We start from the raw sequence: 20,792 nt of genomic DNA on the forward strand, positions 1-20,792 counted from the left end.
TTCCCCCTTTGTGCCATTAGATGGCGGGGGAAGGGCCGGAGTTCAGCCCTGGCGGACGGCGTAGTCTCCCAGGCTCGGCTCGAGCAGGTCGTAGAGCCGCCGGGCCTCGCCGGCCAGCGCCGCGGCCACGTCGTCCTCCGGCTCGCCGTTCATCCCGCGCGCGAAACCCTCGTGGAACAGCACCCGCTGGACGGTCACGAAGTGGCCGGCCACCGCCTTCGGCAGCAGGTCCTCCCGTCCGGCCCCGGTCTCGTCGGCGAGCGCGGCGGCCAGCGCCTCCTGGCTCTGCTCGTGCAGCTCCCTGAGCCGGGCGCGGAGCGTGGGGCTCTCCATGATCATCTGGGCGAAGTCCGCACCGGCGAAGCCGGCGGTCGGCTCGCGGGCCTCGATCGCGGCCAGGTGCGCGCGCCGCACCGCGGTCAGCGCCGACTCGCCGGGTGCCCGCTCGCGCACGGCCCTCACCGGGCCTTCGATCAGCTCCTCGTCCCGGTCGAAGACCAGGTCCTCCTTGCGCGGGAAGTGGTTGGTGACCGTCATCTTGGCCACCCCCGCCTGCGCCGCGACGTCGGAGATCGTCACCTGCTCGAACCCGCGCTCCAGGAACAGCTTCGTCGCGACGCCCGAGATCTCCCGTCTCGTCTGCTGCCGCTGCCGCTCGCGCAACCCGTCTGCCATGGGGCCACGGTAGCAAAAACAATGGGCTTGACCAATTGACTAGGTCAAACCTAATCTCTAGGTCGCACCTAGCAAAAGGAGTGGGCATGCCGATCACGCGCACCAGGGAACGCCTCGAGCCGTCGCTCGTCCGCATGGGGCTGGTCCTCACGCTCGGCGCGATCCTGGCCATGCTCGACACGACGATCGTCAACGTCGGCATGGACACCATGGGCCGCGACCTGCACGGCAGCCTGGATCAGCTGCAGTGGGTCTCGACCGGCTACCTGCTGGCCGTCTCGATGGTGATGCCGCTGTCAGGCTGGGTCAGCGAACGCTTCGGCGCCAAGACCATGTGGCTGACCTCGGTGGCGCTGTTCGTGGCCGGTTCGGCGTTGTGCGGGCTCGCCTGGTCGCCGGAGAGCCTGATCGTCTTCCGGGTGATCCAGGGCGTCGGCGGCGGCATGATGCAGCCGATCGGCCAGTCGATCGTGGCCCAGGCGGCGGGCCCGAGCAGGATCGGCCGGGTGATGGGCGTGCTGACCATCCCGATCACGTTCGCGCCCGTGCTTGGCCCTGTGCTCGGCGGCCTGATCGCCGGGGTGGACTGGCGCTGGATGTTCTATGTCAACGTCCCGATCGGCCTCGTGACGCTGCTGCTGGCCGCCAGGTTCGTGCCCGCGGCCCCGCCGGCGGGCCCGCGCGCCCCGCTCGACGTGCGCGGGCTCGCGCTGCTCTCACCGGGGCTCGCCGCGGTCGTGTACGGCTTCGCCCGGCTGGCCTCGGGCGCGGGCGCCACGCTGCCGCTGGCCGTGGGCGGCCTGCTGGTGGCCGGATACGCCGTGCACGCGCTGCGCGCCGCCGCCCCGCTGATCGACCTGCGGCTGTTCGCCCGGCGCGGCTTCGCGGCGGCCACCGGCAGCTCCTTCCTGCTCGGCGCGTCCGTCTACAGCTCGATGCTGCTGATCCCGCTCTACTACCAGCGGATCGAAGGGGCGAGCGCGCTGGAGGCCGGGTTGCTGCTGGCGCCGCAGGCGCTCGGCACCGCCGTGGTCACGTTCTTCGCCAGCCGGCTGAGTGACAGGATCGGCCCGCGCCCGCTCATCCTGGCCGGCATCGGCCTGGCCATGGCGGGCACCGTGGCCTTCGCCCTGGTCGCCGCGCGGCCGGCCGCGTGGGTGCTCACGTTCTCGCTGGTCGTCAGGGGCGCCGGACTCGGCATGATGATGGCTCCCGGCATGGCCGCCGTCTACTCCAGCGTCGAGCGGCACGAGACGCCGCGCGCGGCCTCGGCGCTCAACGTGCTCAACCGCGTGGGCGGCTCGATCGGCACCGCCGTCCTGGCCATGGTCCTGCAGAGCGGCCACGCCACCCCGGCCGCCTTCGGCACCGCGTTCTGGTGGGCGCTGGGTCTGTCCGCGCTCACCCTCGTCCCGGCCGCGCTCTACCCTGCCAAGAAGAGCTGAGGAGCACAGAATGCACCGAAGGCCCCCGGGCCCACGGCGCTCGTGTCAGGAAGGGTTACTTCAGGAGGAGGAAGGCCGCGACGCCGATGACGGCGATCACGACGACGACGGCGATGATCGGCAGCAGGGGCGACTTCTTCCGGTGGTTGGAAGAAATCTCCTGCTCGGACCGCTGTGCGAACGCGCGGAACTGTTGGGTGTTGCCCGCGGGATCGATGTGCTGGTCAGACATGGCCGCCAGCCTAGCGGGAACAGATGAGGCGTTTGCGCCTTTTGGCGGTACTTGTAGGTGTGGGCTGATTAGGGGACCGGTCCATCCGGCGGATAGCTTGGAGACATGCTCAGGACCCTGTTCTCCCCTCGCCTGGTGGGCCTCCACCTGCTGACGATCGGGGTCCTCGTCGCCTTCATCCTGCTCGGCCGCTGGCAGCTCGGAGTCTTCCAGGACTCGGGGAAACCCCGCGCCAGCACCGATCCCGCCCCGGTGGCCGTTGACACGCTCTCGCGGGTGGGAGCCCAGATCGAGGGCCCGGCCGTCGGTCGCAGGGTCAGCGCGGAGGGGGTCTACGACTCCTCGAAGCAGCTCTTGGTGGCCGACAGGCGGCCCGATGTGGACGCGCCCGGCGGCAACGTCTCGCGCGGCGAGGGCTACTGGGTGCTCACCCCGCTCCGGCTCCCCGACGGCACGCTCGTCCCGGTGGTGCGGGGCTGGACGGCCACGGCCGACGAGGCGGCGGCGGCAGCCGTACCCCAGGGGAAGGTGAGCGTGACCGGGCGGCTCAGGCCGCAGCAGAGCGGCGACAGCGTGCAGCGGCGGCCCGAGGGGCTGCCCGCCGGGCAGGTGCAGACGGTCTCGACCGGGGAACTGGTCAACCTGTGGCAGGGCGAGAAGCTCCGCAACGGGTTCGTGGTGGCGCAGCCGCCGTCGGGCGCGCTGGCCCAGGTGAAGGTGGCGGCGCCGGTCGTGGGCGGTGAGTTCACCTGGCGGAACCTGGCCTACGCCGCCAACTGGTGGATCTTCGCCGGGTTCGCCGTGTTCATGTGGTTCCACTTCGTGCGCGACGCCGTGCGGGGTGATCGGGACGAGGCAGAGCCCGCCGAGATCGTGATGGAAGGTTGAAAACTGTGGAGTCCGCTCTCAAGCCGTTCCGGGTGATGGCCTACATCGTCGGCGTCACCCTGCTGATCTTCTGCGTCGGCATCGTGCTGCGCTACGGCTTCCAGATCCCCCAGATGTCGAAGGTCATCGCGCCCATCCACGGCTTCCTTTACATGGTCTACCTGGTCACCGTGCTGAACCTGGGCATGAAGGCACGCTGGACCTGGCAGTACATGATCGGGATCATGCTCGGCGGCACCGTGCCGTTCCTGTCGTTCTACGTCGAGCGCAGGGTCGAGCGCCGGGTGCACGCCGCGACGGCGGGGGCCGCGTGACCCCCGCCGCTTCCTAGCGGCCGATCCCGCGCCTGCGGGCCCTCTTGAGGCGCTCACGCTGCGACGGGTCGAGCATCAGGTATCCGACCACCGGGGCCGCGATCACGCCGAGGACGACCAGCAGGGTGATCCATCCGGTGCCGAAGATCATCAGCGAGAGTAGGACCGCGACGCCTGCGCCGATGGCGTACTTCGTGACTGGCGACATCCTCAACTTCCTCCGAACGCGGAGCGCGCGCCCCGCCTCTCCCACATTGTGCGTCGCCTGTCCAACGAGTGGGGGCGGCACTGGGGTTCCATTCGCGATGTATCTCAATTCTTGCGCGTGTAGAGCGTCAGGTGAAGAGAGCCGAACATCCGAACCTGGCCCTTCCTGAACGTCTCCCGGAGCGTGACGAGGCGCTCGTCCTCGGCGTACTTCCACGCGATCCTCGGCGAGACCAGCCATACCCGCTCGATCCCGCCCAGTTCCCGCCTCAGCTGGTCGGCCGTCCTGGGCTGGTACTCGCCCGCCGCGTGCGTCAGGTCGACCAGCCTGTCGTACGGCCGGCCGTACGCGGCCACGAACAGCCGGTAGCGCTGCGGGACGAAGAGCACCGCGTCCCCCGGCCGCTCGTCGGCCTCCAGCGTGGCCGCCAGCGTGCGGAGGTCGTCGGGGCGGCTGTCCGGCAGGCGGATCGCCTGCTGCGTGCCGTACGTGAGGACCGCGAAAAGCGTCACGGCCGGGACGGCGAGCCAGCGGGCACGCGGCAGGCTCGCCGCTCCGATCCCGGCGAGCAGCGCCAGCGCCGGGACGGCGAACAGGACGTAGCGAGGGTGGTAGATCGGCTGGAGCTGGGAGATCGCGAAGGACAGCGCGACGGGCAGCACCGCGCACAGGGTCACCGGCCAGGCCCGCCGCGCGCCCCACGCGGCCAGCGCGAACAGCGCGATCGCGGCGGGGACGCTGCCCGCCACGTCGACGGGGAAGGACGCGACGTCCGACCAGTCGGGCGTCTTCAGCCAGAACACCTGGGCCTCGCGCTGGCCCGAGGCGAACAAGGCCAGCGGGACCAGCGCGAGCCCGGCCGCGGCCATCGGGATCAGCGCCGACCTGCGGCCAGCGAACCAGGCGGCGACCGCGTGGGCGGGCAGCAGGAGCATGGCGTACAGGTGCAGGTAGCCGAGCAGGGCCAGGCTGGCGGCGTAGGCGGCGTACAGCCACCACCTGGCGGGGCGGTCGAAGAGGCGCACCAGGAGCCCGGTGGCCAGCACGGCGACCGCACTGACCAGAGCGTACGAGCGGGCCTCCTGGGCGTAGCGGACGGCGATCGGGGTCACGGCGTAGATCAGGCCACCCGCCAGGCCCGCGACCGGGCCCGCCAGCCTGCGGCCGATCACGGTCACGCCGAGCGCCGCGCCGGCGAAGGCCAGCACCGAGGGGAGTCGTGCGGCCGCCTCGACCGGCAGCGAGAGCGTGATGAACGGGCGGAGCAGGAGGTAGTACAGGGCGTGGACGGCGTCGATGTCGCCGAGCAGGAGGCGGAGCTGCGACAGCGGCATCCTGGCGGCCGAGACGCTGACCGACTCGTCCCGCCAGAGCGACGGGGTGGTCAGACCCCAGCACGCCACGGCCGCCGCCACCAGCATCGGAAGCACCCCGATGTAGCGGGCGACGCCTCGAAGGCGGGTCAAGGGCGGATCTGTCTGGGGGCGCGCGGGGCTCACAGGGGCGGGTGGGTCTGAGACCACGTCGCCGTCCGGGGTTGTGCTCAAACGTGCTGCCAGGAGTTGGCGATGGCCTGCAGGTCCTCCCGCAGGATGTCGGGGGTCGGGCGCTGCGCGGGGTCGCCCGACAGGAGGCGGAACAGGACGGGTGCCAGCGCTCCCGCCCTGTTCAGCGGCGCGCCGGGAGCGGGCGGGTGGCCCTCGACCGCAGTGAACAGGGTGGCGCCGAGCGACCACAGGTCCGAGGCGGGCGTCCTGCTGCCCTCGGGCGCGGTGTAGGCCGGGTCGCCGACGGGCTCGGGCGGCGCGAGCAGCGCCTGCCCCGACTGGTCGAGCAGGATCGTGCTCGGCCGGATGTCGCCGTGCCGCAGTCCGCACTCGTGCCGCGCCGCCAGCCGGTCCAGTACGGCCAGCCCGATCGCGGCCACCTGCTCGGGCGGCAGCGGGCCCGCGGTGCCCACGATCCGGTCCAGCGGCCGGTCAACCCCGGCGAGGTCGGCGGCCGGCTGGAGCGGGAAAGGGGGCTCGAGCAGCGGGGGCGGCCCGGACGGCGCCGGAGGCGCGGGGGCGGGCCGGTTCTCGGCGATGTCGTGCAGGGCCTGGGAGATGATGTCGAGCGGAGGCGGGCCGGTCTGGTGGAGCATGTCCCGGATGAGCGACCTGAGCGGATCGGTGCCCTGCACCGGGTCCGTGCCCGGCGGGCGGCCCTCCAGCGCGAAGTGCATCGTGGCGGCCAGCGACCAGAAGTCGGCCGACGGCTGGAACCCGGTCGGCGGCAGCCCGAACCCGTTGAGCAGCGCCCGCCCGGTCCCGGCGAGCAGGACCTTGGCGGGGTTGACCCGGCCGTGCGCGATCCCGGCGGCGTGCGCGGCCTCCAGCGCCGACAGCAGGCACACGCCCACCCGCGCGACCTGGACCGGCGGGAGCGGGCGCCGGGTCAGCACCGTCTGCTCCAGCGAGGAGCCCTCGACGAACTCGGTGACCAGCCAGGTGCCCTCCGGGCCCGTCACCACGTCCAGCACCGGCACGATGCAGGCGTGGCGCAGCGCCATCGCCAGCCGGGCCGTCGGCACCGCCTCCTCGGGGAGTTCACGGATCGCCACGTCCCGGTGCGCCAGCTGGTCGAAGCCCAAACGCACCGCTCCCCCTGCGAGGGGGTTCATGAGCCGGTAGCGCATGAACTGCACGATAGCGGCCCTTCTCATGCCATAGCTACACGGCCTTCCGTGCCGGTCAGGGATCTTCCTTGTAGAGCCAGCGCTCGTGTGCCTCGGCCAGGCGGGACCACAGCTTGGCGCGCTCCTCCGGCGTCACGTCCGCCATGGTCAGGCCGAAGACGTCGGCGAGCGCCGCGTAGTAGTCGTCCTCGGTCTCCAGAGTCAGCGAGCGCGTGCCGGCGCCGAGGCGCGTCAGGACCAGCCCGCGAAGGGAGTCCACGCCGGAGGAGTCGCGGCGCTGCACGGTGGCCACCCGGACGAAGCCCGACTCGGGCGAGGTGGACAGGTGGTTGTGCTTGGCCACGAAGGCGGACATCCGCGCGGGCTCGGGGTCGAAGTCCATGCCGAGGAAGGAGCCCGCCGGGTCGTGGTCCAGGCGCCATCCGCCGGGGGCGATGTGCGAGGGGCGCAGGCCGTACGTGAAAGGACCCTGGCGGTAGGTGCCCTCGATCAGCGGGAGCGGCTCGTGCAGGGCGTCGCCGAGCCCAAGGTCGGCCAGCCAGGCGCCGCCCGGGTTGTCCTCGGTGGGCAGGCCGTGGACGGTGAGGACCAGGTGGTTGGCGGTGATGCCGGGCTCGTCGCCCCGGTTCTGCACGCCGCCGACGTGCCGGGTGACCTCGTAGCCGAGCTCCCTGATCAGCTGCGAGAACGCGCCGTTCAGGTGGTAGCAGTAGCCGCCGCGGCCGCGGAGGATCCTGGCCGCGGACTCCTCGGGGTCGACCGTGGTGGGGCGGCCGAGCCAGATCTCCAGCGCCTCGTAGGCGACCTTCTCGACGTGCGCGACGTGCAGGGCGCGAAGGCCGGCGGCGGTGGGCGGGGCGTCCGCGAGGCGGGAGAGGCCCAGGCGGCGCAGGTAACCGGGGATGTCCACAAGGCACAGTCTGCACGGGATGTTCACAAACTGGGCAGTGCCCTCTGCACAGGCCCCCTTCTAGGCTCTGGGACGTGGCAGAGCAGCGACGCATCCTCCTGGTCGAGGACGACGAGACGATCGGGCTGGCCGTGCGCAACCGGCTGGCGGCCGAGGGCTTCGACGTCCGCATGGCAGCCGACGGCGAGACCGCTCTGAGCGAGTACGGCAAGGCCGAACCGGACCTGGTGATCCTCGACCGGCTCCTGCCCGGGCTCGACGGGCTCGAGGTGTGCCGCCGGATGCAGGCGGCCCGCCCGGTGCCCGTCCTCATGCTGACCGCGCTCAGCGAGGAGACCGACCTGCTGGTCGGGCTCGGGGTGGGCGCCGACGACTACATCACCAAGCCGTTCAGCATGCGGGAGCTGGTGGCCAGGATCCACGCGCTGCTGCGCAGGGTCGAGCGGGCCGCGCAGCTGGCCGTGGAGGACACCGTGATCAGGGTGGGCGCGGTCGAGATCGACACCGCGGCCCGCAGGGTCTTCGTCAACGGCACCGAGGCGCAGCTCACCAGGACCGAGTTCGACCTGCTGAGGCGGCTGGCGGAGCGGCCGGGGCAGGTGTTCGAGCGCGACAGGCTGCTGTCGGACGTGTGGGGTTTCTCCGAGGCGGCGGCCACCCGCACGGTCGACAGCCACGTCCGGGCGCTGCGCCGCAAGCTCGGCTCCGACGTCGTCCGAACCGTGCACGGCGTCGGCTACGCCCTGGTACGCCGATGAGGCCGCTGGACTTCCTCGGGCGGATCAAGGTCAAGCTCGGCATCGTCATCGTCCTGGCCGTCGGGACCGCGTTCCTGGTCAACGAGCTGGGCATCGGCGCGGGGTGGTCGCGGCCGGTCCGCATCGCGGTGGCCGTCGTGCTGGCGCTGGTGATGGTGCAACTGCTGGCCATGGGCATGACCAAGCCGCTGCGCGAGATGGCCAGGGCCGCCCAGACCATCGCCAAGGGCCGCTACACGCTGCGCGTGCGGACCACCTCGCGCGACGAGGTGGGCGAGCTCGCCAGGGCGTTCAACGCGATGGCCGCCGACCTCGGCGAGGTCGACCGGCAGCGCCGCGAGCTGGTCGCCAACGTCAGCCACGAGCTGCGCACACCCATCACCGCGCTGCGTGCCGTGCTGGAGAACGTGGTCGACGGCGTCTCCGACGCCGACCCGACCACCATGGCCACCGCGCTCGCCCAGACCGAACGGCTCGGGCGGCTCGTCGCCCAGCTGCTCGACCTGTCGCGCCTCGACTCGGGCGTCAGGCTCATCGAGCCCGAGGCTGTCGAGCTCGCGCCGCTGCTCGAGCAGGCCGTGCGCGAGGCCGAGCTGGCCAGGGAGGACGTCCGGCTGGCGCCCTCGGTGCCCGCCGACCTGGTGGTGCGCGCCGACCCCGACCTGCTCGCGCAGGTGCTGGCCAACCTGCTGGACAACGCCGTACGGCACAGCCCCGCCGGGGGCGTCGTGCGCGTCACGGCCGAGCCGGAGAGTGCCGGGGTCCGCATCGTCATCGCCGACCAGGGGCCGGGCATCCCGGCCTCGGCCAGGGCGCGCGTGTTCGAGCGCTTCTCCCGGCTGGACACCGGGCGGGCGGCGGACTCCGGGGGCGCGGGGCTCGGGCTGGCCATCGTCAAGGAGATCGTCGAGCTTCACGGCGGCTCCATCCGCATCGACGACTGCGCGGGGTGTCGCATGATCGTCGACTTACCAGGGAGGACCACGATGGCGGAGACGCCGCAGGAGACCGGCACGGGGGAGCAGCCGGTCGTCGCCGTTCCTGAGCTTGCGGCACCGGCTGGGCTCGCGCCCGCCTTGACGGAGGGGGCCGTGCCGGGAGGCGTCCTTTCGACGGAAGCCGCATCCGGTGCCGCTCTGGCCGGGGACGCTGTGTCCGGGGAGGCTTTGTTCGGGGATGCACCCGCCGGTGTGTCCGCGGGAGTCGTGTCCGCGGCGTCGGCGGTGGCCGGCGCGGTCGATACGGGTGAAGCCGTGCACGTGGGTGACGCCGAGCCCGGCATCGCGGCGGTGACCGGGGGCGTGCCGGAGGGGGCGGCCCCGGTTCCGCGGCCCGCGGTGGTGGGCGGGGTCGGGTTCGGCAGGCTGTTCGGCGGGGCCGTGCTCGGGGCGCTCGGCGGGTTCCTCGTCGGCCTGTTCGGGGCCGTGGTCGTGTCGGTGTTCTTCAGCGGGGCGGCGGCCCTGGCCACGCTGATGCTGGCCGTCCTGGCGGGCGTCGTGCTGGGTGTGGCCGTGGCGGGCGGCGGCCGTCCGCGCCCGCGTCCGGCCTCGGGTTCCGCGTACCCGCCCCCGGTTGGGACGGCCCCGGTGGGAACGGCCCAAGTTGGGACGGCACCGGTCGGGACGGCCCAGGTTGGGGCGGTGCCACCGGCCGGGCCTTACTCGGGTGGGCAGCGCCCGCCGTACGGGGGGCAGCAGGGTGGGCCGTACGGGATGCAGCAGGGCGGGCCGCCGGGGTATGTGCCGCCGCCGCTGTTCCCCAAGCCGGATCTGCCCGAGACGCCCCGCTGGCTGCTGCCCGCGGCGGCGGGCGCGGGGGTGTTCGCGGCCGTGGCGCTGCCTGACGCGCAGGCGGGGCTCGGGGTCGTGCTGGTCGCCGTGGTGCTGGGGGCGGCCGCGCTGCCCGCGGTGCTGCGCAGGATGACGCCGTGGACGCTCGCCTACGGGATGATCGCGTACTGGCTGATCGCGATGGCCGCCGTGCGGGACGCCGACTGGCTGGTCGCGGTGCTGCTGCTGGCGGGGGCGGGGCTGGGCGCCCTGGCCGTCTCGGGGGCGGGCGCCGGCTGGCTCGGGGTGATCAGGGGCGGCGTGTCCGTGCTGCTCGCGCTGGGGCCGGTGGCCTGGTTCCTGGGCGGGCCGCTGCGGCGGCTGGTGGCCAGGCGCCACATCCTGCCGACGCTCTCGGCGCTGGCCATCACGGTCGTGCTGCTGCTGGTCTTCGGGCTGCTCTTCGCCTCGGCCGACGCGGTCTTCGCCGCGTACGTGCAGCGGCTGACCACGACGCCGGTGTGGATGGAGTCGGCGCCCGCCAGGGTCTTCCTGTTCGTGGTGTTCGCGGTGCTGCTCGCCGCGGTCGTGCTGGTGGCACTGCGGCCCGTCAACGACCCGATGGGGCCCGCCGTGAAGCTGGGCGTGGCCAGGAGCGTTTGGCTGGTGCCGCTGACCGCGGTGAACCTGCTGTTCGCGGCGTTCGTCACGGTCCAGGTCACGGCCCTGTTCGGCGGGGACGCCTGGGTGCGCAGGACCGCGGGCCTGACCTACGCCGAGTACGCCAGGCAGGGCTTCTTCCAGCTCGTGGTCGTCAGCGTGTTCGTGCTGGGGATCGTCGCGGTGGCCGGCGGCATGATCAGGACGGCGCGGCGCGAGCGCTGGGTGATGGCCGGCGAGCTGGGCGTGCTGTGCGCGCTGACCATGGTGGTGCTGGCCTCGGCGCTGCACCGGATGGACCTCTACACCGACGCCTACGGCCTGTCGAGGCTGCGGCTGTCGGTGCAGGCCACCGTCTGGTGGCTGGGCGCGGTGTTCGTGCTGGTCCTGCTGGCGGGCGCGGTACGGCTGGCGGGCAATGGAGCCGGATGGCTGCCTCGCACGGTCGTGCTGGTGACCGGGCTCGGGGTCGTGGCGTTCGCCCTGATCAACCCGGATCTGCGGGTGGCGCAGTCGGCCGTCGAGGTGCGCGGCGTGGAGCGGATCGACGCCGACTACCTGGGCGACCTCGGGGCGGAGGCCGTGCCCGCGCTCGACCGGCTGCCCGAGCCCAAGCGCAGCTGCGTACTGGCCTCGGTGGTGCGGACCAACGGCCTGAGCCGGCCGGACCCGTGGAACGGCTGGAACCTGGCCAGGTCGCAGGCCCGCGACGTGCTGGCCGCGCATCCGGTGGGGAGCACCTCGTCCTGCCCCACGACCGGCCGCTACGGCACCGAGTGATCGCCGGCCCGGATCGGGTTTAATCCAGGAGTGGCTTTCGATGTGATCATCAGCGGCGGACGGGTGCTCGACGGGACGGGGGCGCCGCCGTACCGGGCCGATCTGGGGATCACCGCGGACCGCGTCGCCGCCGTGGGCCGCCTCGACGGAGCCGAGGCCCGCCAGGTGATCGGCGCCGCGGGGCGGCTCGTGGCACCCGGGTTCGTCGACTGCCACGCCCACGGCGACGCCGCGGTCTTCGACCCCTCGGTGCAGCTCGCGGCGCTGCGCCAGGGGGTGACCACGTTCGTGCTCGGGCAGGACGGGCTGTCGTTCGCGCCCGGCTCCGCCGAGACCGTGGCCTACGCCTCCCGCTACTTCGCCGCCGTCAACGGCCCGGCGCTCACCGAGGGCCCGCTGACGGTGGCCGGTCTGCTCGGCTCCTACGACCGTGCGGTCGCCCTCAACACCGCCTATCTCCTCCCGCACGGGACGATCCGCTACGACGTGATGGGCCCCTCGTCCGCCGCCCCGACCACGGACGAGCTGCGCCGCATGGTCTCCCACGTCGAGCGCGGGCTCGAGGAGGGCGCCGCCGGGCTGTCGAGCGGGCTGGAGTACCTGCCCGGCCGCTACGCCTCCGCCGCCGAGCTGGCCGCGCTCTGCCGCCCGCTGGGCGGCCTGCCGTACGTCACCCACATGCGGGCGTACGGCGAGCGGGCCGGGACGGGCATGGCCGAGGTCGGCGAGATCGCGGCGCTGTCCGGGGCCGCCGTGCACGTCTCGCACCTGCACGGGCCCGCGGACGTGCTACTGCCCCTGGTGGACTCGGCGCTCGACGGCGGGATCGACCTGACCTTCGACACCTATCCTTACCTGCGCGGGAACACGATCCTGGCGATGGTGGTGCTGCCGCCGTCGGTGCCGGGGGCCGAGGTCGGCCGGGCGCTGGAGATGCTCGAATCCGAGGAGCTGTCCTCCTGGTGGGAGGGGCTGGGCGACACCTGGCCGCGGCTGACCATCTCGCACGCGCCAGGGCTGGGCTGGGCCGAGGGGCTGACCATGGTGGAGGCGGCCAAGCGGGAAGGGGTGGAGCCGGCCGAGTTCTGCCGTCGGCTGCTGATCTCGACGCGGCTGGAGGCGGGCTGCGTGACGGCGCGGCCCGACGAGGGGCCCGAGGGGGAGGAGTCGGTGCGGCGGGTGCTACGGCATCCGGTGCACACGGGCGGGTCGGACGGGATCTACGTGGGCGGGCATCCGCATCCGCGGGGGTTCGGGGCCTTCGCTCGTTTTCTTGGGATGCACGTGCGGGAGCTGGGCGACTGGACGTGGGAGCAGGCGGCCGTGCACCTGGCCTCGCATCCCGCGCGCCGCTTCGGGCTGGCCGACCGGGGGTTGCTGCGGCCCGGGTTCGCCGCCGACGTGGTGGTCCTCGACCCGGCCGTGGTCGCGGACGTGTCGACCTACGACGGTCCCCGGGCTCTTGCGGTGGGGGTGGACGACGTGCTCGTCTCGGGCGTGCAGGTGCTGGCGGGTGGCGCGCTCACGGGGAAGACTCCGGGCAGGGCGCTGAAACCACGGTAGGCGGGTCCCGGGTACGGAACCCGTCCAGGCGGGTCCTGTGCGCCGTTGTGGCGGGTCAGTGGCACCGACTCGCCGGAGTCGCCGGTCGCGGGTCCTCAGCCGAAGTGCGGTGGGCGGGCGGTGGGTGGCTCGCCGTACAAGATCATCAATACGAACGATAGGGTCGGAATCGTGCTGGAGGGGTACTCGCTGCCCGTGATGGTGGTGCGCCGCGACGCGCTGGAGCACAACATCGCGACGATGGCGGCGTTCGTGCGGGATCATGGCATGCAGCTTGCGCCGCACGTCAAGACGCATATGTCCGGTGAGATCGCGCGCAAGCAGCTGCAGGCCGGGGCATGGGGGCTGACCGTGGCCACCGGGCGGCAGGCGATGGCCGCGCGCGGGTTCGGCGCCGACCGGATCATGGTGGCCAACCAGATCCTCGACCCCGAGGGGTTGCGGTGGGCGGCGACCGAGCTGGCCGAGGACCCGGACTTCGAGTTCCTGAGCTTCGCCGACTCGCGGGCGGGGGTCGACGTCCTGGCCGCCCATGCCGGGGAGCGGCCCTTCCAGGTGCTGGTCGAGCTGGGGCACGAGGGCGGGCGCGCCGGGTGCAGGACGCTGGACGCGCTGCTCGACGTGGTCTCCCACGTGCAGGCCGTGGACGGGGTCGAGCTGGCGGGGGTCGCCGGGTACGAGGGGGCGCTGCAGAGCACCGACGAGGTCCGGAAATATCTGGATCGGCTGCAGGAGGCCGTGGAGTACCTGCGGGTCAGGAACCCGATACTGACCGTCGGCGGGAGCCAGTGGTTCGACGTGATCGGCCGCGAACTGGTCGCCACCCAGGCCAGGATCCTGCTGCGCAGCGGCGCCTACGTCGCCCACGACGAGGGCTTCTACCGCGAGCGCACCCCGTTCAACCGCATCGAGGGTGAGCTGCGCCCGGCGCTCGAGGTCTTCGCGCACGTGCTCTCGACACCGGAGCCCGGGCTGGCGATCATCGGGATGGGCAAGCGCGACGCCCCCTACGACGAGGGCATGCCCATCCCCCGGCGCGAGGGCGTCACCGTGGTGAAGATGCTGGACCAGCACACGATCGTGCACGGCGACCTGAACGTCGGCGAGGTGGTGCGCTTCGGCATCTCGCACCCGTGCACCGCCTTCGACAAGTGGCGCTCGCTGCCGCTGGTCGACGAGGACTACAACGTTGTCGGCACGATCAACACACATTTCTGAGGAGACCACGTGAAGAAGGAGCTCAGGACCACCGAAGGCGCCGCCCCCATCGGCGCCTACTCCCAGGGACTGGTGGTGGGCGACTTCGTCTACACCTCCGGCGCGGGCCCGCTCGACCCGCAGACCGGCGAGGTCGTCGGCGACGACATCGAGACCCAGACCCACCAGACCATGCGCAACCTGGGCGCGATCCTGGCGGCGCACGGGCTCGGCTTCGACGACGTGATCAAGGCCACGGTGCACCTGCAGCACCTCAAGCGGGACTTCGCCGGCTACAACGAGGTGTACAAGTCGTACTTCACCCAGCCCTACCCGGTCCGCACGACCGTGGGCTCCGACCTGATGAACATCCTGGTGGAGATCGACTTCGTAGCTCACAAGAGCGCGTAAGGTCGGTGCGTGGACAGTTCGGTATACGTCTTCGTCGAGGACCTGCGGGGCGAGGGCGTCGAGCGGGTGCTCGACAGGATCAGCGGGTACGGCGTGCGAGGCGTGACCGTGGGCGCCGTCCACCACGCCTCCCGTGACGTCACCCCGCACGGGCTGTCCAGGCTCACCATCCGTCACGACGGGGCGCACTTCGCCGCCCCGCACGATCTGTTCGCCCGGCTCCGCCCGGTCCCCGGCTACCTCGGCGCGCTCGACGGGCTGCGCCAGGCGTGCACCGAGCGGGGGCTGAAGCTGCACGGCTGGACCGTCTTCCTGCGCAACCTGGCCCTGGGCGAGCAGCACCCGGACGTGACCGTGCGCGACTGCTTCGGCGACCGGGGCTCGCTCACCGACCTGTGCCCCGCCCACCCGGACGTCCGCGAGTACGCGGTCGCCCTGGCCAGGGCGGTGGCCAGGCTCGGCGTCGACAGCGTGGTGGCCGAGGCGCTGCACTTCAGGCCGCTCAAGCCGCAGCGCTCGTTCGTGCCGCTCGGTCCGATGGACGCCTACCTGTTCGGGCTCTGCTTCTGCGACTACTGCATGGCGCGCGCCGCCGACCTGGGCGTCAACGCCGAGGTCGCGCGCGACGAGTGCGCCAGGATCGTGGGCGGCGTCTTCGACGGCGACCCGCCCGCCCAGGGCGAGGTGACCAGGGCCGCGCTGACCGCCTACGCGGGGCCCGAGGTGGTCGCCTACGCCCGGGCGCGTTCCGAGACGGTGACCACGCTGGTGTCCGAGGTGGCCTCGGCGGTGGCCGAGGAGGGGTCCCGGCTGGTGTTCATCGACTCCACCGGGGCGGTCAAGGGATACACCGACGGGCTCCCGACGCCCGGGCTGGCCGCGCACGACGCCTGGCAGCTCGGGGTCGACCTGGTGGCGCTGGGAGACCTGGTGCCCGCGTTCGGGGTGCTCGCCTACGCCAGGGACGCCGCCAGGGTGGCCGACGACGTGGGCGCCTACCTGCGGTCCGTCGGCAAGGACCGGGAGGTGCGGGCGGTGCTGCGGCCCGGGTTCCCCGACAGCGACTCCAGCGACCGGCTCGTGGCCAAGGCCCGCGGCGCCAAGGCGGCGGGCGCGTCCGCGGTGGACTTCTACGCCTACGGGCTGGTGCCCCACCCGGTGCTCGACAGGATCCCGACCGCGCTCGGGGAGATGCTCTAGCGGGCCACCCCGTCGAGCACGGCCGACACCGCGTCCCCGGCGAAGTCGTCGTCGAGCGGCAGGCCGCGGAAGACGGCCCTGATCCACACCGCCCCCGCCAGCAGATCGATCACGAGCATCGGGTCGGTCTCCGCCGCGAGTTCTCCCCGCCGTGCCGCCCTGTCGAAGATCGCCTTCTCGCGCGCCATCCGGTCGGCGAAGAACCCGCGCACGTCCAGCTCGGGATGGTGTACGGCGGCGCCGAGCGCGGCGACCGCGATGTCGCGTCCCGGCGGCTGCGTGAGCAGGCGCCTGATCCCTTCGACCACCGCCACCAGGTCACCGCGCAGGCTGCCCGTGTCCGGCGGGTCGAAGCCGAGCGTGTCGGCCTCGACCAGGGCGGCGCCGAGCAGCGCGGCCTTCGACGGCCACCAGCGGTAGATCGTCGTCTTGTTGACCCCCGAGCGTTCCGCGACGCCCTCGATGGTCAGGCCGTCGTAGCCGCGCTCGGAGACCAGCCGCAGCGTCGCGTCGAAGATCTCCTGCTGCTTGCGTGGCGCCATGCGATCATTTTCGCCCCGCGAACGCCGTGAGGACGCCCAACCCCAGATAGACCACGCCGCTGACCTTCTTGAGCGCGCGTGCCCGCCTGGCCAGCCGCTGTCCCAGCGCCCCCGCGGTGAAGGCGTAGATCAGGTCGGACAGGAGCCCGAGGGACATCACCGTGACGCCGAGCACCACGATCTGGAGCGTGGGCGAGCCCGCCTCGGGCCGGACGAACTGCGGCAGCAGGGCCAGGAAGAACAGCGTCACCTTGGGATTGAGCACGTTGACGACGATGCCTTCCGCGTACACCTTGCCCAGCGGCTGCGGTTCCGGCGCCTCGGCGGTGTCCTCGGGCTTGCCGGTCAGGGCGCGGATCCCCAGGTAGAAGAGGTAGGCCACGCCCGCCCACTTGACGAGGCCGAACAGCGTCGCCGACGTGCTGATCAGGTACGACAGGCCCGCCGCGGCGGCGGCGATGTGCACCAGCGTCCCTGTCTCCACGCCGAAGGCGCTGGCCAGCGCCGCCGAGCGGCCCTGGGCCAGGCCTCTGGCGGCGATGTAGAGGTGGTTCGGCCCCGGGACGACCACCAGGATCAACGAGGTGCCGACGAAGAGGACGAATGTCGACCAATGGATCATTTTTCGAAGGGTAGGCCGGATTTGGTCCTGCGTTGAAGGCCATTCGGTGGCTAGGATCGGGGACCAATGGGAATGTCGGCCCGCCGTGGCATAGTTGCTGGCGTGAATGGTCTTCTCGTCGGGCGCACGGCTGAGCTGGCGCGGCTCGTGCGTGTCCTCGAGTCCGCCGGTGCGGGCACCGCCGGTGTCGCGCTCGTCGGCGGTGACGCGGGCATCGGGAAGACCAGACTGGTGACCGAGCTCGTCGCCGTGGCCCGGGAGCGCGGCTTCCACGTGCTGGTCGGGCAGTGCGCCGAGCTCGGCGACGCCCTGCCGTACCTGCCCCTGGCCGACGCGCTGCGCGGGGCCGAGCCCGAGATGCGCGAGGCCATCGCCGAGCGGCCGCTGCTCGGGCAGTTGCTGCCCGGCAGCGAGAGCGCGCCGCCGTCGGCGCTGACCCAGCAGCGGCTGTTCGGCTCGCTGCTCGGGCTGCTCGGCGAGGTGCAGCCCGTGCTGTTCGTGATCGAGGACCTGCACTGGGCCGACCGGTCCACGCGCGACCTGCTGGTGTTCCTCAGCCGGATGGTGCAGACCGAGCGCGTCTGCGTGGCCGGCACCTACCGCACCGACGACCTGCACCGCCGCCATCCGCTGCGCTCGGTGCTGGCCGAGCTCAAGCGCCTGCCCACGGTCACGGCCCTGGAGGTCACACCGCTCGGCGCCGGCGAAATGTCGGACTATGTGGCGACATTGGGGTCGGTTGACTCGCAGCGGCTCGGGGAGATCGTCACCCGGGCCGACGGCAACCCGTTCTACGCCGAGGAGCTCTTCGCCGCCATGGCCGAGGGCGACAGCCTGCCCGACGGGCTGGCCAGCCTGCTCATGTCCCGGGTCGAGGTGCTGTCGGAGTCCGGGCAGCGGGTGCTGCGCGCCGCCGCGGTCGCCGGCCGCCGGGTCGAGGACGAGCTGCTGCGCGAGGTCTCCGGGCTGCCGCTGGCCGACTTCGAGGACGCCGTGCGGGAGATCGTCTCGCGCGGGCTGCTCAGGGTCGACGGCTACGGCTACGCGTTCCGCCACGCGCTGCTGCAGGAGGCGGTCTACACCGACCTGCTGCCCGGCGAGCGCACCAGGCTGCACGCCGCCTTCGCCGAGCTGCTCACCTCGCCCGCCGAGCTGGCCCACCACTACCTCGCCGGCCACGACCTGGCAGGCGCCCTGTCGGCCTCGGCCGAGGCCGGCCGCCTGGCCGAGCGGCTGGGCGCGCCCGCGGAGGCGCACAGCCACTACGACCAGGCGCTCGGCCTGTGGGAGCGGGTCGAGGGCGCCGAGCAGCTGGCCGGCGAGAGCCGGGTCGCGCTGGCCTTCCGTAGCGCCGTCATGGCCGCCGACAGCGGCGACAACCACCGCGCCGTCCACCAGTTGCGCGCGCTGCCGCCCACCTCCGAGGTGAACGAACGCCTGGCCTACTACCTCTACGAGATGGGCGACCTCAGCTCCGTCGGGATCGCCGAGCAGGCCGTCGAGACCGCGGTCTCCCAGACCGAGCTGGCCCGCGCGCTTGCCACCCTGTCGCGCACGCTCAGCTACACGCCCCGCCACGCCGAGGTCGAGGACCTCATCGCCCGCGCGCTCGAGGCCGCCAGGGCGGCTGGAGCCCGCGACGCCGAGGCGGGGGCGCTCATCACCCAGGCCGCCAGGGCCGAGCTGCACGGCGACATCGACCGCGCCCACACCCTCATCGACATCGCCACCTTGATGAGCACCGGCGACCTGGCGATGGACCTGCGCGTCCGCTTCTTCCACGCCCGCATCCACTACGAGCAGGGCCTGCTCGAGGCCGCCGCCGAGATGGCCGACGAGGGCATCCGCATGGCGCTCGAGTCCGGCCTGACCTGGAGCACCTACGGCACCGACCTCCGCTTCCTGCGCTTCCTGATTCACTACGTGGCCGGCGAATGGGACCAGGCGGAGGCCGTCGCCCACGGCTTCCCCGCCCGCGTCGGCACGATCCCCGAGGCCACGCTGTCCTCCTTCGCGCTGTTCATCGAGGTCGCCCGCGGGCTGCCCGCGGTGGAGCCACGGCTGGAGCTGCTGCGGCCCTTCTGGTCCGACGGGCTGATCGCCTACATGGCGCGCGGCCTCGCCGCCGAACACGCCCTGTGGAACGGTGACCCGGCCGCCGCGCTCGAGCATGTCCACGCCGCGTTCGACACCCTCGACCCCGGCGACTCCGGCTCGGTCCGCATCGCCGCGGTGGGCCTGTGGGCGCTGGCCGAGCTCGGCTCGGTGGAGGGCGCCGACGCGCTGATCGACGCCGCGCGCTTCGCGATCACCTCAGGGCCCACCGGCCAGCGTGGCGAGATGGGGCCAGAGGGCCGTGCCTGGGCGCTGCGCGCCGAGGCCGAATGGCACCGCGTCCACGGCCGCCTCGACGTCGACCTGTGGCGGGCCACCGTCGACGCCTTCGACTACGGCTTCGTCTACGAGACCGCCCGCGCCCGCTGGCGCCTGGCCGAGGCCCTTCTGGCCGCCGGAGACCGGGTCGCGGCCCAGGCCGAGTGGGAGCTCGCCCGCGAGACCGCCGGCAAGCTGCGCGCCGCGCCCCTGGAGGCGGTCCTCACCGAGTTCGGCCGCCGTGCCCGCTTCGGCGGCGCCCACGGCGACGGCGGGCTCACGGCGCGGGAGCTCGAAGTCCTCCGCCTGGTCGCCGAGGGGCTCACCAACCGGGAGATCGCCGAGCGGCTGTTCATCGCGCAGAAGACGGTCAGCGTGCACGTCTCCAACATCCTCGCCAAGCTCGACGCCTCAACCCGCACCCAGGCAGCCGCCGCCGCCCGCACCCGCGGCCTCCTCGGCTAAGGCCCCGGACAAAGGGCCTCGCTACGCCCTTACAGGCAAAAAGGACCTCGCTACGCTCGGACGTTCCTATTGAGGGCCAAAGGCGTGGTCCTCGCGCTACGCGCTCGGGCTGTGTCCGAGTGGGGCAAGCCCCACACCCCGGCGAGGGGCCGCAGCCCCTCGCGCTCCCCGCCCGGAGCCCACTTGAGCAGGACGTCGTCTCGGCTTGGCCAGGCGGGCTCAATGTCTCGGAGTTAAGGGTCTTGTAGCGCGAATGGGGATGATCAGTCCGCTGCCTTGCCAGGCGCGATGTCGAGTTCGTGTCGGGAGGGGGTCGCTAGGTTCGGCGACGCGCTGTCGAGCTAAAGGACCGCATCATGATGATTGCGCCGGAACCATGCCCTAGACGGTGGTACTCATCCTCTCCGTTCGTCGCCGGGATTCTGGGTGCGAGTTGCGGTAGCAAGGGCCAGGAGCACGCCCCACGCGGCGACCAATATCGCGACCAATGAGTTCCACCAGCTCGGTGTCAGCCAGGGGAAAGAGCCGACGATGAATGCGGCTGCGGCAAAGATGCCGACAGCTCGCCCGATTAGTCCGGCGCGTGTCGACCAGCTGAGCGCGACCGCAGCAACGGCGAAACCTAGGAACGCCAGATGCAGGGCGCCGAACGTCGAGCTGACGACCAGTGCTAGAACCTCGGCTGACAGTTGAATCTCAAACACCGGGTAGACCAGACGCCCCACCGCGAGCAGTAGGACGACGAGGGCGACGAGGGCGGCCGTGAGAGCGGTCACTCCCACGTTGATCCGCGCCGACGGTTCGGCCTTGCGCGCGCCGAAGAGGCCGCGGGCACCGCCTCCCCAGCAGATGACCGCGAAGAACAGCAGTTCGTCGCTCCACGACAGTAGCGAGTGACCGCGTTCGACCCACGCCGTCATTGCGACCGCCTCGGAAGGCGCGCCAGGGAGCAGCGACAACAGCAGAAGGGCGACGCCGGTGAGGAGCGCCCCAACGATCATCAGCCAGCGGTGCACCCGCAAGTCAATCGCTTGGCGCGACGTCGTGTCTTGTCCGATCGGACCGCCTACCGTACCCATCATCCGTTTACCGTGCCCTGCGCC

The 20,792-nt window shown here is 72.3% G+C and carries 19 protein-coding genes; 10 read left to right on the forward strand and 9 right to left on the reverse strand.

Features of this window, described 5'->3' with window-relative positions; all coding sequences use genetic code 11:
- Positions 1-42: 42 nt before the first annotated feature.
- On the reverse strand, positions 43-675 hold the full coding sequence (locus tag KIK09_RS21665; protein ID WP_214321092.1) for a TetR/AcrR family transcriptional regulator: 633 nt from the start codon (positions 673-675) through the stop codon (positions 43-45).
- An 86-nt stretch (positions 676-761) separates the two neighbouring features.
- Between KIK09_RS21665 and KIK09_RS21670 the strand changes: the two genes are divergently transcribed.
- Complete coding sequence (locus KIK09_RS21670) at positions 762-2,120, forward strand: MDR family MFS transporter (protein ID WP_214321093.1); 1,359 nt, start codon at positions 762-764, stop codon at positions 2,118-2,120.
- Positions 2,121-2,175: 55 nt separating this feature from the next.
- On the opposite strand, the gene KIK09_RS21675 is transcribed toward KIK09_RS21670, so the two are convergent.
- Positions 2,176-2,352 carry a hypothetical protein gene (locus KIK09_RS21675; protein WP_214321094.1) on the reverse strand — a complete coding sequence of 59 codons (177 nt, stop codon included), beginning with the start codon at positions 2,350-2,352 and terminating at the stop codon, positions 2,176-2,178.
- A gap of 105 nt (positions 2,353-2,457) precedes the next feature.
- On the opposite strand from KIK09_RS21675, the gene KIK09_RS21680 reads away from it, so the two are divergent.
- Both KIK09_RS21680 and KIK09_RS21685 read left to right on the forward strand, forming a co-directional pair.
- The gene (locus tag KIK09_RS21680; protein WP_214321095.1) at positions 2,458-3,240 is read left to right on the forward strand and encodes an SURF1 family protein; all 783 of its coding nucleotides are present in this window, start codon (positions 2,458-2,460) and stop codon (positions 3,238-3,240) included.
- Between the two features lie 5 nt (positions 3,241-3,245).
- Complete coding sequence (locus KIK09_RS21685) at positions 3,246-3,554, forward strand: DUF3817 domain-containing protein (protein ID WP_214321096.1); 309 nt, start codon at positions 3,246-3,248, stop codon at positions 3,552-3,554.
- A gap of 13 nt (positions 3,555-3,567) precedes the next feature.
- Here KIK09_RS21685 and KIK09_RS21690 read toward each other — a convergent pair whose 3' ends face one another.
- The 4 genes from KIK09_RS21690 to KIK09_RS21705 form a co-directional block, all read right to left on the reverse strand.
- Positions 3,568-3,762, reverse strand: coding sequence for a tail-anchor membrane protein (locus KIK09_RS21690; protein WP_214321097.1), 195 nt, complete (start codon positions 3,760-3,762; stop codon positions 3,568-3,570).
- A 104-nt stretch (positions 3,763-3,866) separates the two neighbouring features.
- Positions 3,867-5,228: a glycosyltransferase family 39 protein gene (locus KIK09_RS21695; protein ID WP_214321098.1), complete on the reverse strand. Its 1,362-nt coding sequence runs from the start codon at positions 5,226-5,228 to the stop codon at positions 3,867-3,869.
- Positions 5,229-5,305: 77 nt separating this feature from the next.
- Positions 5,306-6,439 carry a protein kinase family protein gene (locus tag KIK09_RS21700; RefSeq protein WP_214321099.1) on the reverse strand — a complete coding sequence of 378 codons (1,134 nt, stop codon included), beginning with the start codon at positions 6,437-6,439 and terminating at the stop codon, positions 5,306-5,308.
- Between the two features lie 55 nt (positions 6,440-6,494).
- Positions 6,495-7,349, reverse strand: a complete 855-nt coding sequence (locus KIK09_RS21705; protein ID WP_308164222.1) for an arylamine N-acetyltransferase family protein — start codon at positions 7,347-7,349, stop codon at positions 6,495-6,497.
- A gap of 74 nt (positions 7,350-7,423) precedes the next feature.
- Between KIK09_RS21705 and KIK09_RS21710 the strand changes: the two genes are divergently transcribed.
- From KIK09_RS21710 to KIK09_RS21735, 6 genes are all read left to right on the forward strand, one after another.
- Positions 7,424-8,107 carry a response regulator transcription factor gene (locus tag KIK09_RS21710; RefSeq protein WP_214321100.1) on the forward strand — a complete coding sequence of 228 codons (684 nt, stop codon included), beginning with the start codon at positions 7,424-7,426 and terminating at the stop codon, positions 8,105-8,107.
- A complete protein-coding gene (locus KIK09_RS21715) occupies positions 8,104-11,316 on the forward strand; it encodes a DUF4153 domain-containing protein (RefSeq protein WP_214321101.1) in 3,213 nt (1,070 codons plus the stop codon). The genes KIK09_RS21710 and KIK09_RS21715 overlap by 4 nt, the downstream gene beginning before the upstream one ends.
- A gap of 30 nt (positions 11,317-11,346) precedes the next feature.
- A complete protein-coding gene (locus KIK09_RS21720; protein WP_214321102.1) occupies positions 11,347-12,879 on the forward strand; it encodes an N-acyl-D-amino-acid deacylase family protein in 1,533 nt (510 codons plus the stop codon).
- A gap of 171 nt (positions 12,880-13,050) precedes the next feature.
- Positions 13,051-14,097 carry an alanine racemase gene (locus tag KIK09_RS21725; protein ID WP_308164223.1) on the forward strand — a complete coding sequence of 349 codons (1,047 nt, stop codon included), beginning with the start codon at positions 13,051-13,053 and terminating at the stop codon, positions 14,095-14,097.
- A 9-nt stretch (positions 14,098-14,106) separates the two neighbouring features.
- Positions 14,107-14,487: a RidA family protein gene (locus KIK09_RS21730; RefSeq protein ID WP_214321103.1), complete on the forward strand. Its 381-nt coding sequence runs from the start codon at positions 14,107-14,109 to the stop codon at positions 14,485-14,487.
- Between the two features lie 9 nt (positions 14,488-14,496).
- The gene (locus KIK09_RS21735; protein WP_214321104.1) at positions 14,497-15,687 is read left to right on the forward strand and encodes a hypothetical protein; all 1,191 of its coding nucleotides are present in this window, start codon (positions 14,497-14,499) and stop codon (positions 15,685-15,687) included.
- Here the strand turns inward: KIK09_RS21735 and KIK09_RS21740 are convergent.
- Complete coding sequence (locus tag KIK09_RS21740) at positions 15,684-16,229, reverse strand: TetR/AcrR family transcriptional regulator (RefSeq protein WP_214321105.1); 546 nt, start codon at positions 16,227-16,229, stop codon at positions 15,684-15,686. The two genes, KIK09_RS21735 and KIK09_RS21740, sit on opposite strands and share 4 nt — an antisense overlap.
- Before the next feature lie 4 nt (positions 16,230-16,233).
- Positions 16,234-16,851, reverse strand: a complete 618-nt coding sequence (locus KIK09_RS21745; protein WP_214321106.1) for a LysE family translocator — start codon at positions 16,849-16,851, stop codon at positions 16,234-16,236.
- A gap of 102 nt (positions 16,852-16,953) precedes the next feature.
- On the opposite strand from KIK09_RS21745, the gene KIK09_RS59295 reads away from it, so the two are divergent.
- Complete coding sequence (locus KIK09_RS59295; protein ID WP_308164224.1) at positions 16,954-19,689, forward strand: ATP-binding protein; 2,736 nt, start codon at positions 16,954-16,956, stop codon at positions 19,687-19,689.
- Between the two features lie 395 nt (positions 19,690-20,084).
- Here KIK09_RS59295 and KIK09_RS21755 read toward each other — a convergent pair whose 3' ends face one another.
- Entirely contained in the window at positions 20,085-20,771 is a 687-nt protein-coding gene (locus KIK09_RS21755; protein ID WP_214321108.1) for a hypothetical protein, read from the reverse strand.
- Between the last annotated feature and the right edge of the window lie 21 nt (positions 20,772-20,792).

This window comes from Nonomuraea sediminis (assembly GCF_018531495.1).
In the GTDB taxonomy this organism is placed as follows: Bacteria; Actinomycetota; Actinomycetes; order Streptosporangiales; family Streptosporangiaceae; genus Nonomuraea; species Nonomuraea sediminis.

Coding starts and splice junctions, on each gene's coding strand:
- KIK09_RS21665 (WP_214321092.1), bottom strand. CDS start 675: ATGGCAGACGGGTTGCGCGAGCGGCAGCGGCAGCAGACGAGACGGGAG.
- KIK09_RS21670 (WP_214321093.1), top strand. CDS start 762: ATGCCGATCACGCGCACCAGGGAACGCCTCGAGCCGTCGCTCGTCCGC.
- KIK09_RS21675 (WP_214321094.1), bottom strand. CDS start 2,352: ATGTCTGACCAGCACATCGATCCCGCGGGCAACACCCAACAGTTCCGC.
- KIK09_RS21680 (WP_214321095.1), top strand. CDS start 2,458: ATGCTCAGGACCCTGTTCTCCCCTCGCCTGGTGGGCCTCCACCTGCTG.
- KIK09_RS21690 (WP_214321097.1), bottom strand. CDS start 3,762: ATGTCGCCAGTCACGAAGTACGCCATCGGCGCAGGCGTCGCGGTCCTA.
- KIK09_RS21700 (WP_214321099.1), bottom strand. CDS start 6,439: ATGCGCTACCGGCTCATGAACCCCCTCGCAGGGGGAGCGGTGCGTTTG.
- KIK09_RS21715 (WP_214321101.1), top strand. CDS start 8,104: ATGAGGCCGCTGGACTTCCTCGGGCGGATCAAGGTCAAGCTCGGCATC.
- KIK09_RS21740 (WP_214321105.1), bottom strand. CDS start 16,229: ATGGCGCCACGCAAGCAGCAGGAGATCTTCGACGCGACGCTGCGGCTG.
- KIK09_RS21745 (WP_214321106.1), bottom strand. CDS start 16,851: ATGATCCATTGGTCGACATTCGTCCTCTTCGTCGGCACCTCGTTGATC.
- KIK09_RS21755 (WP_214321108.1), bottom strand. CDS start 20,771: ATGATGGGTACGGTAGGCGGTCCGATCGGACAAGACACGACGTCGCGC.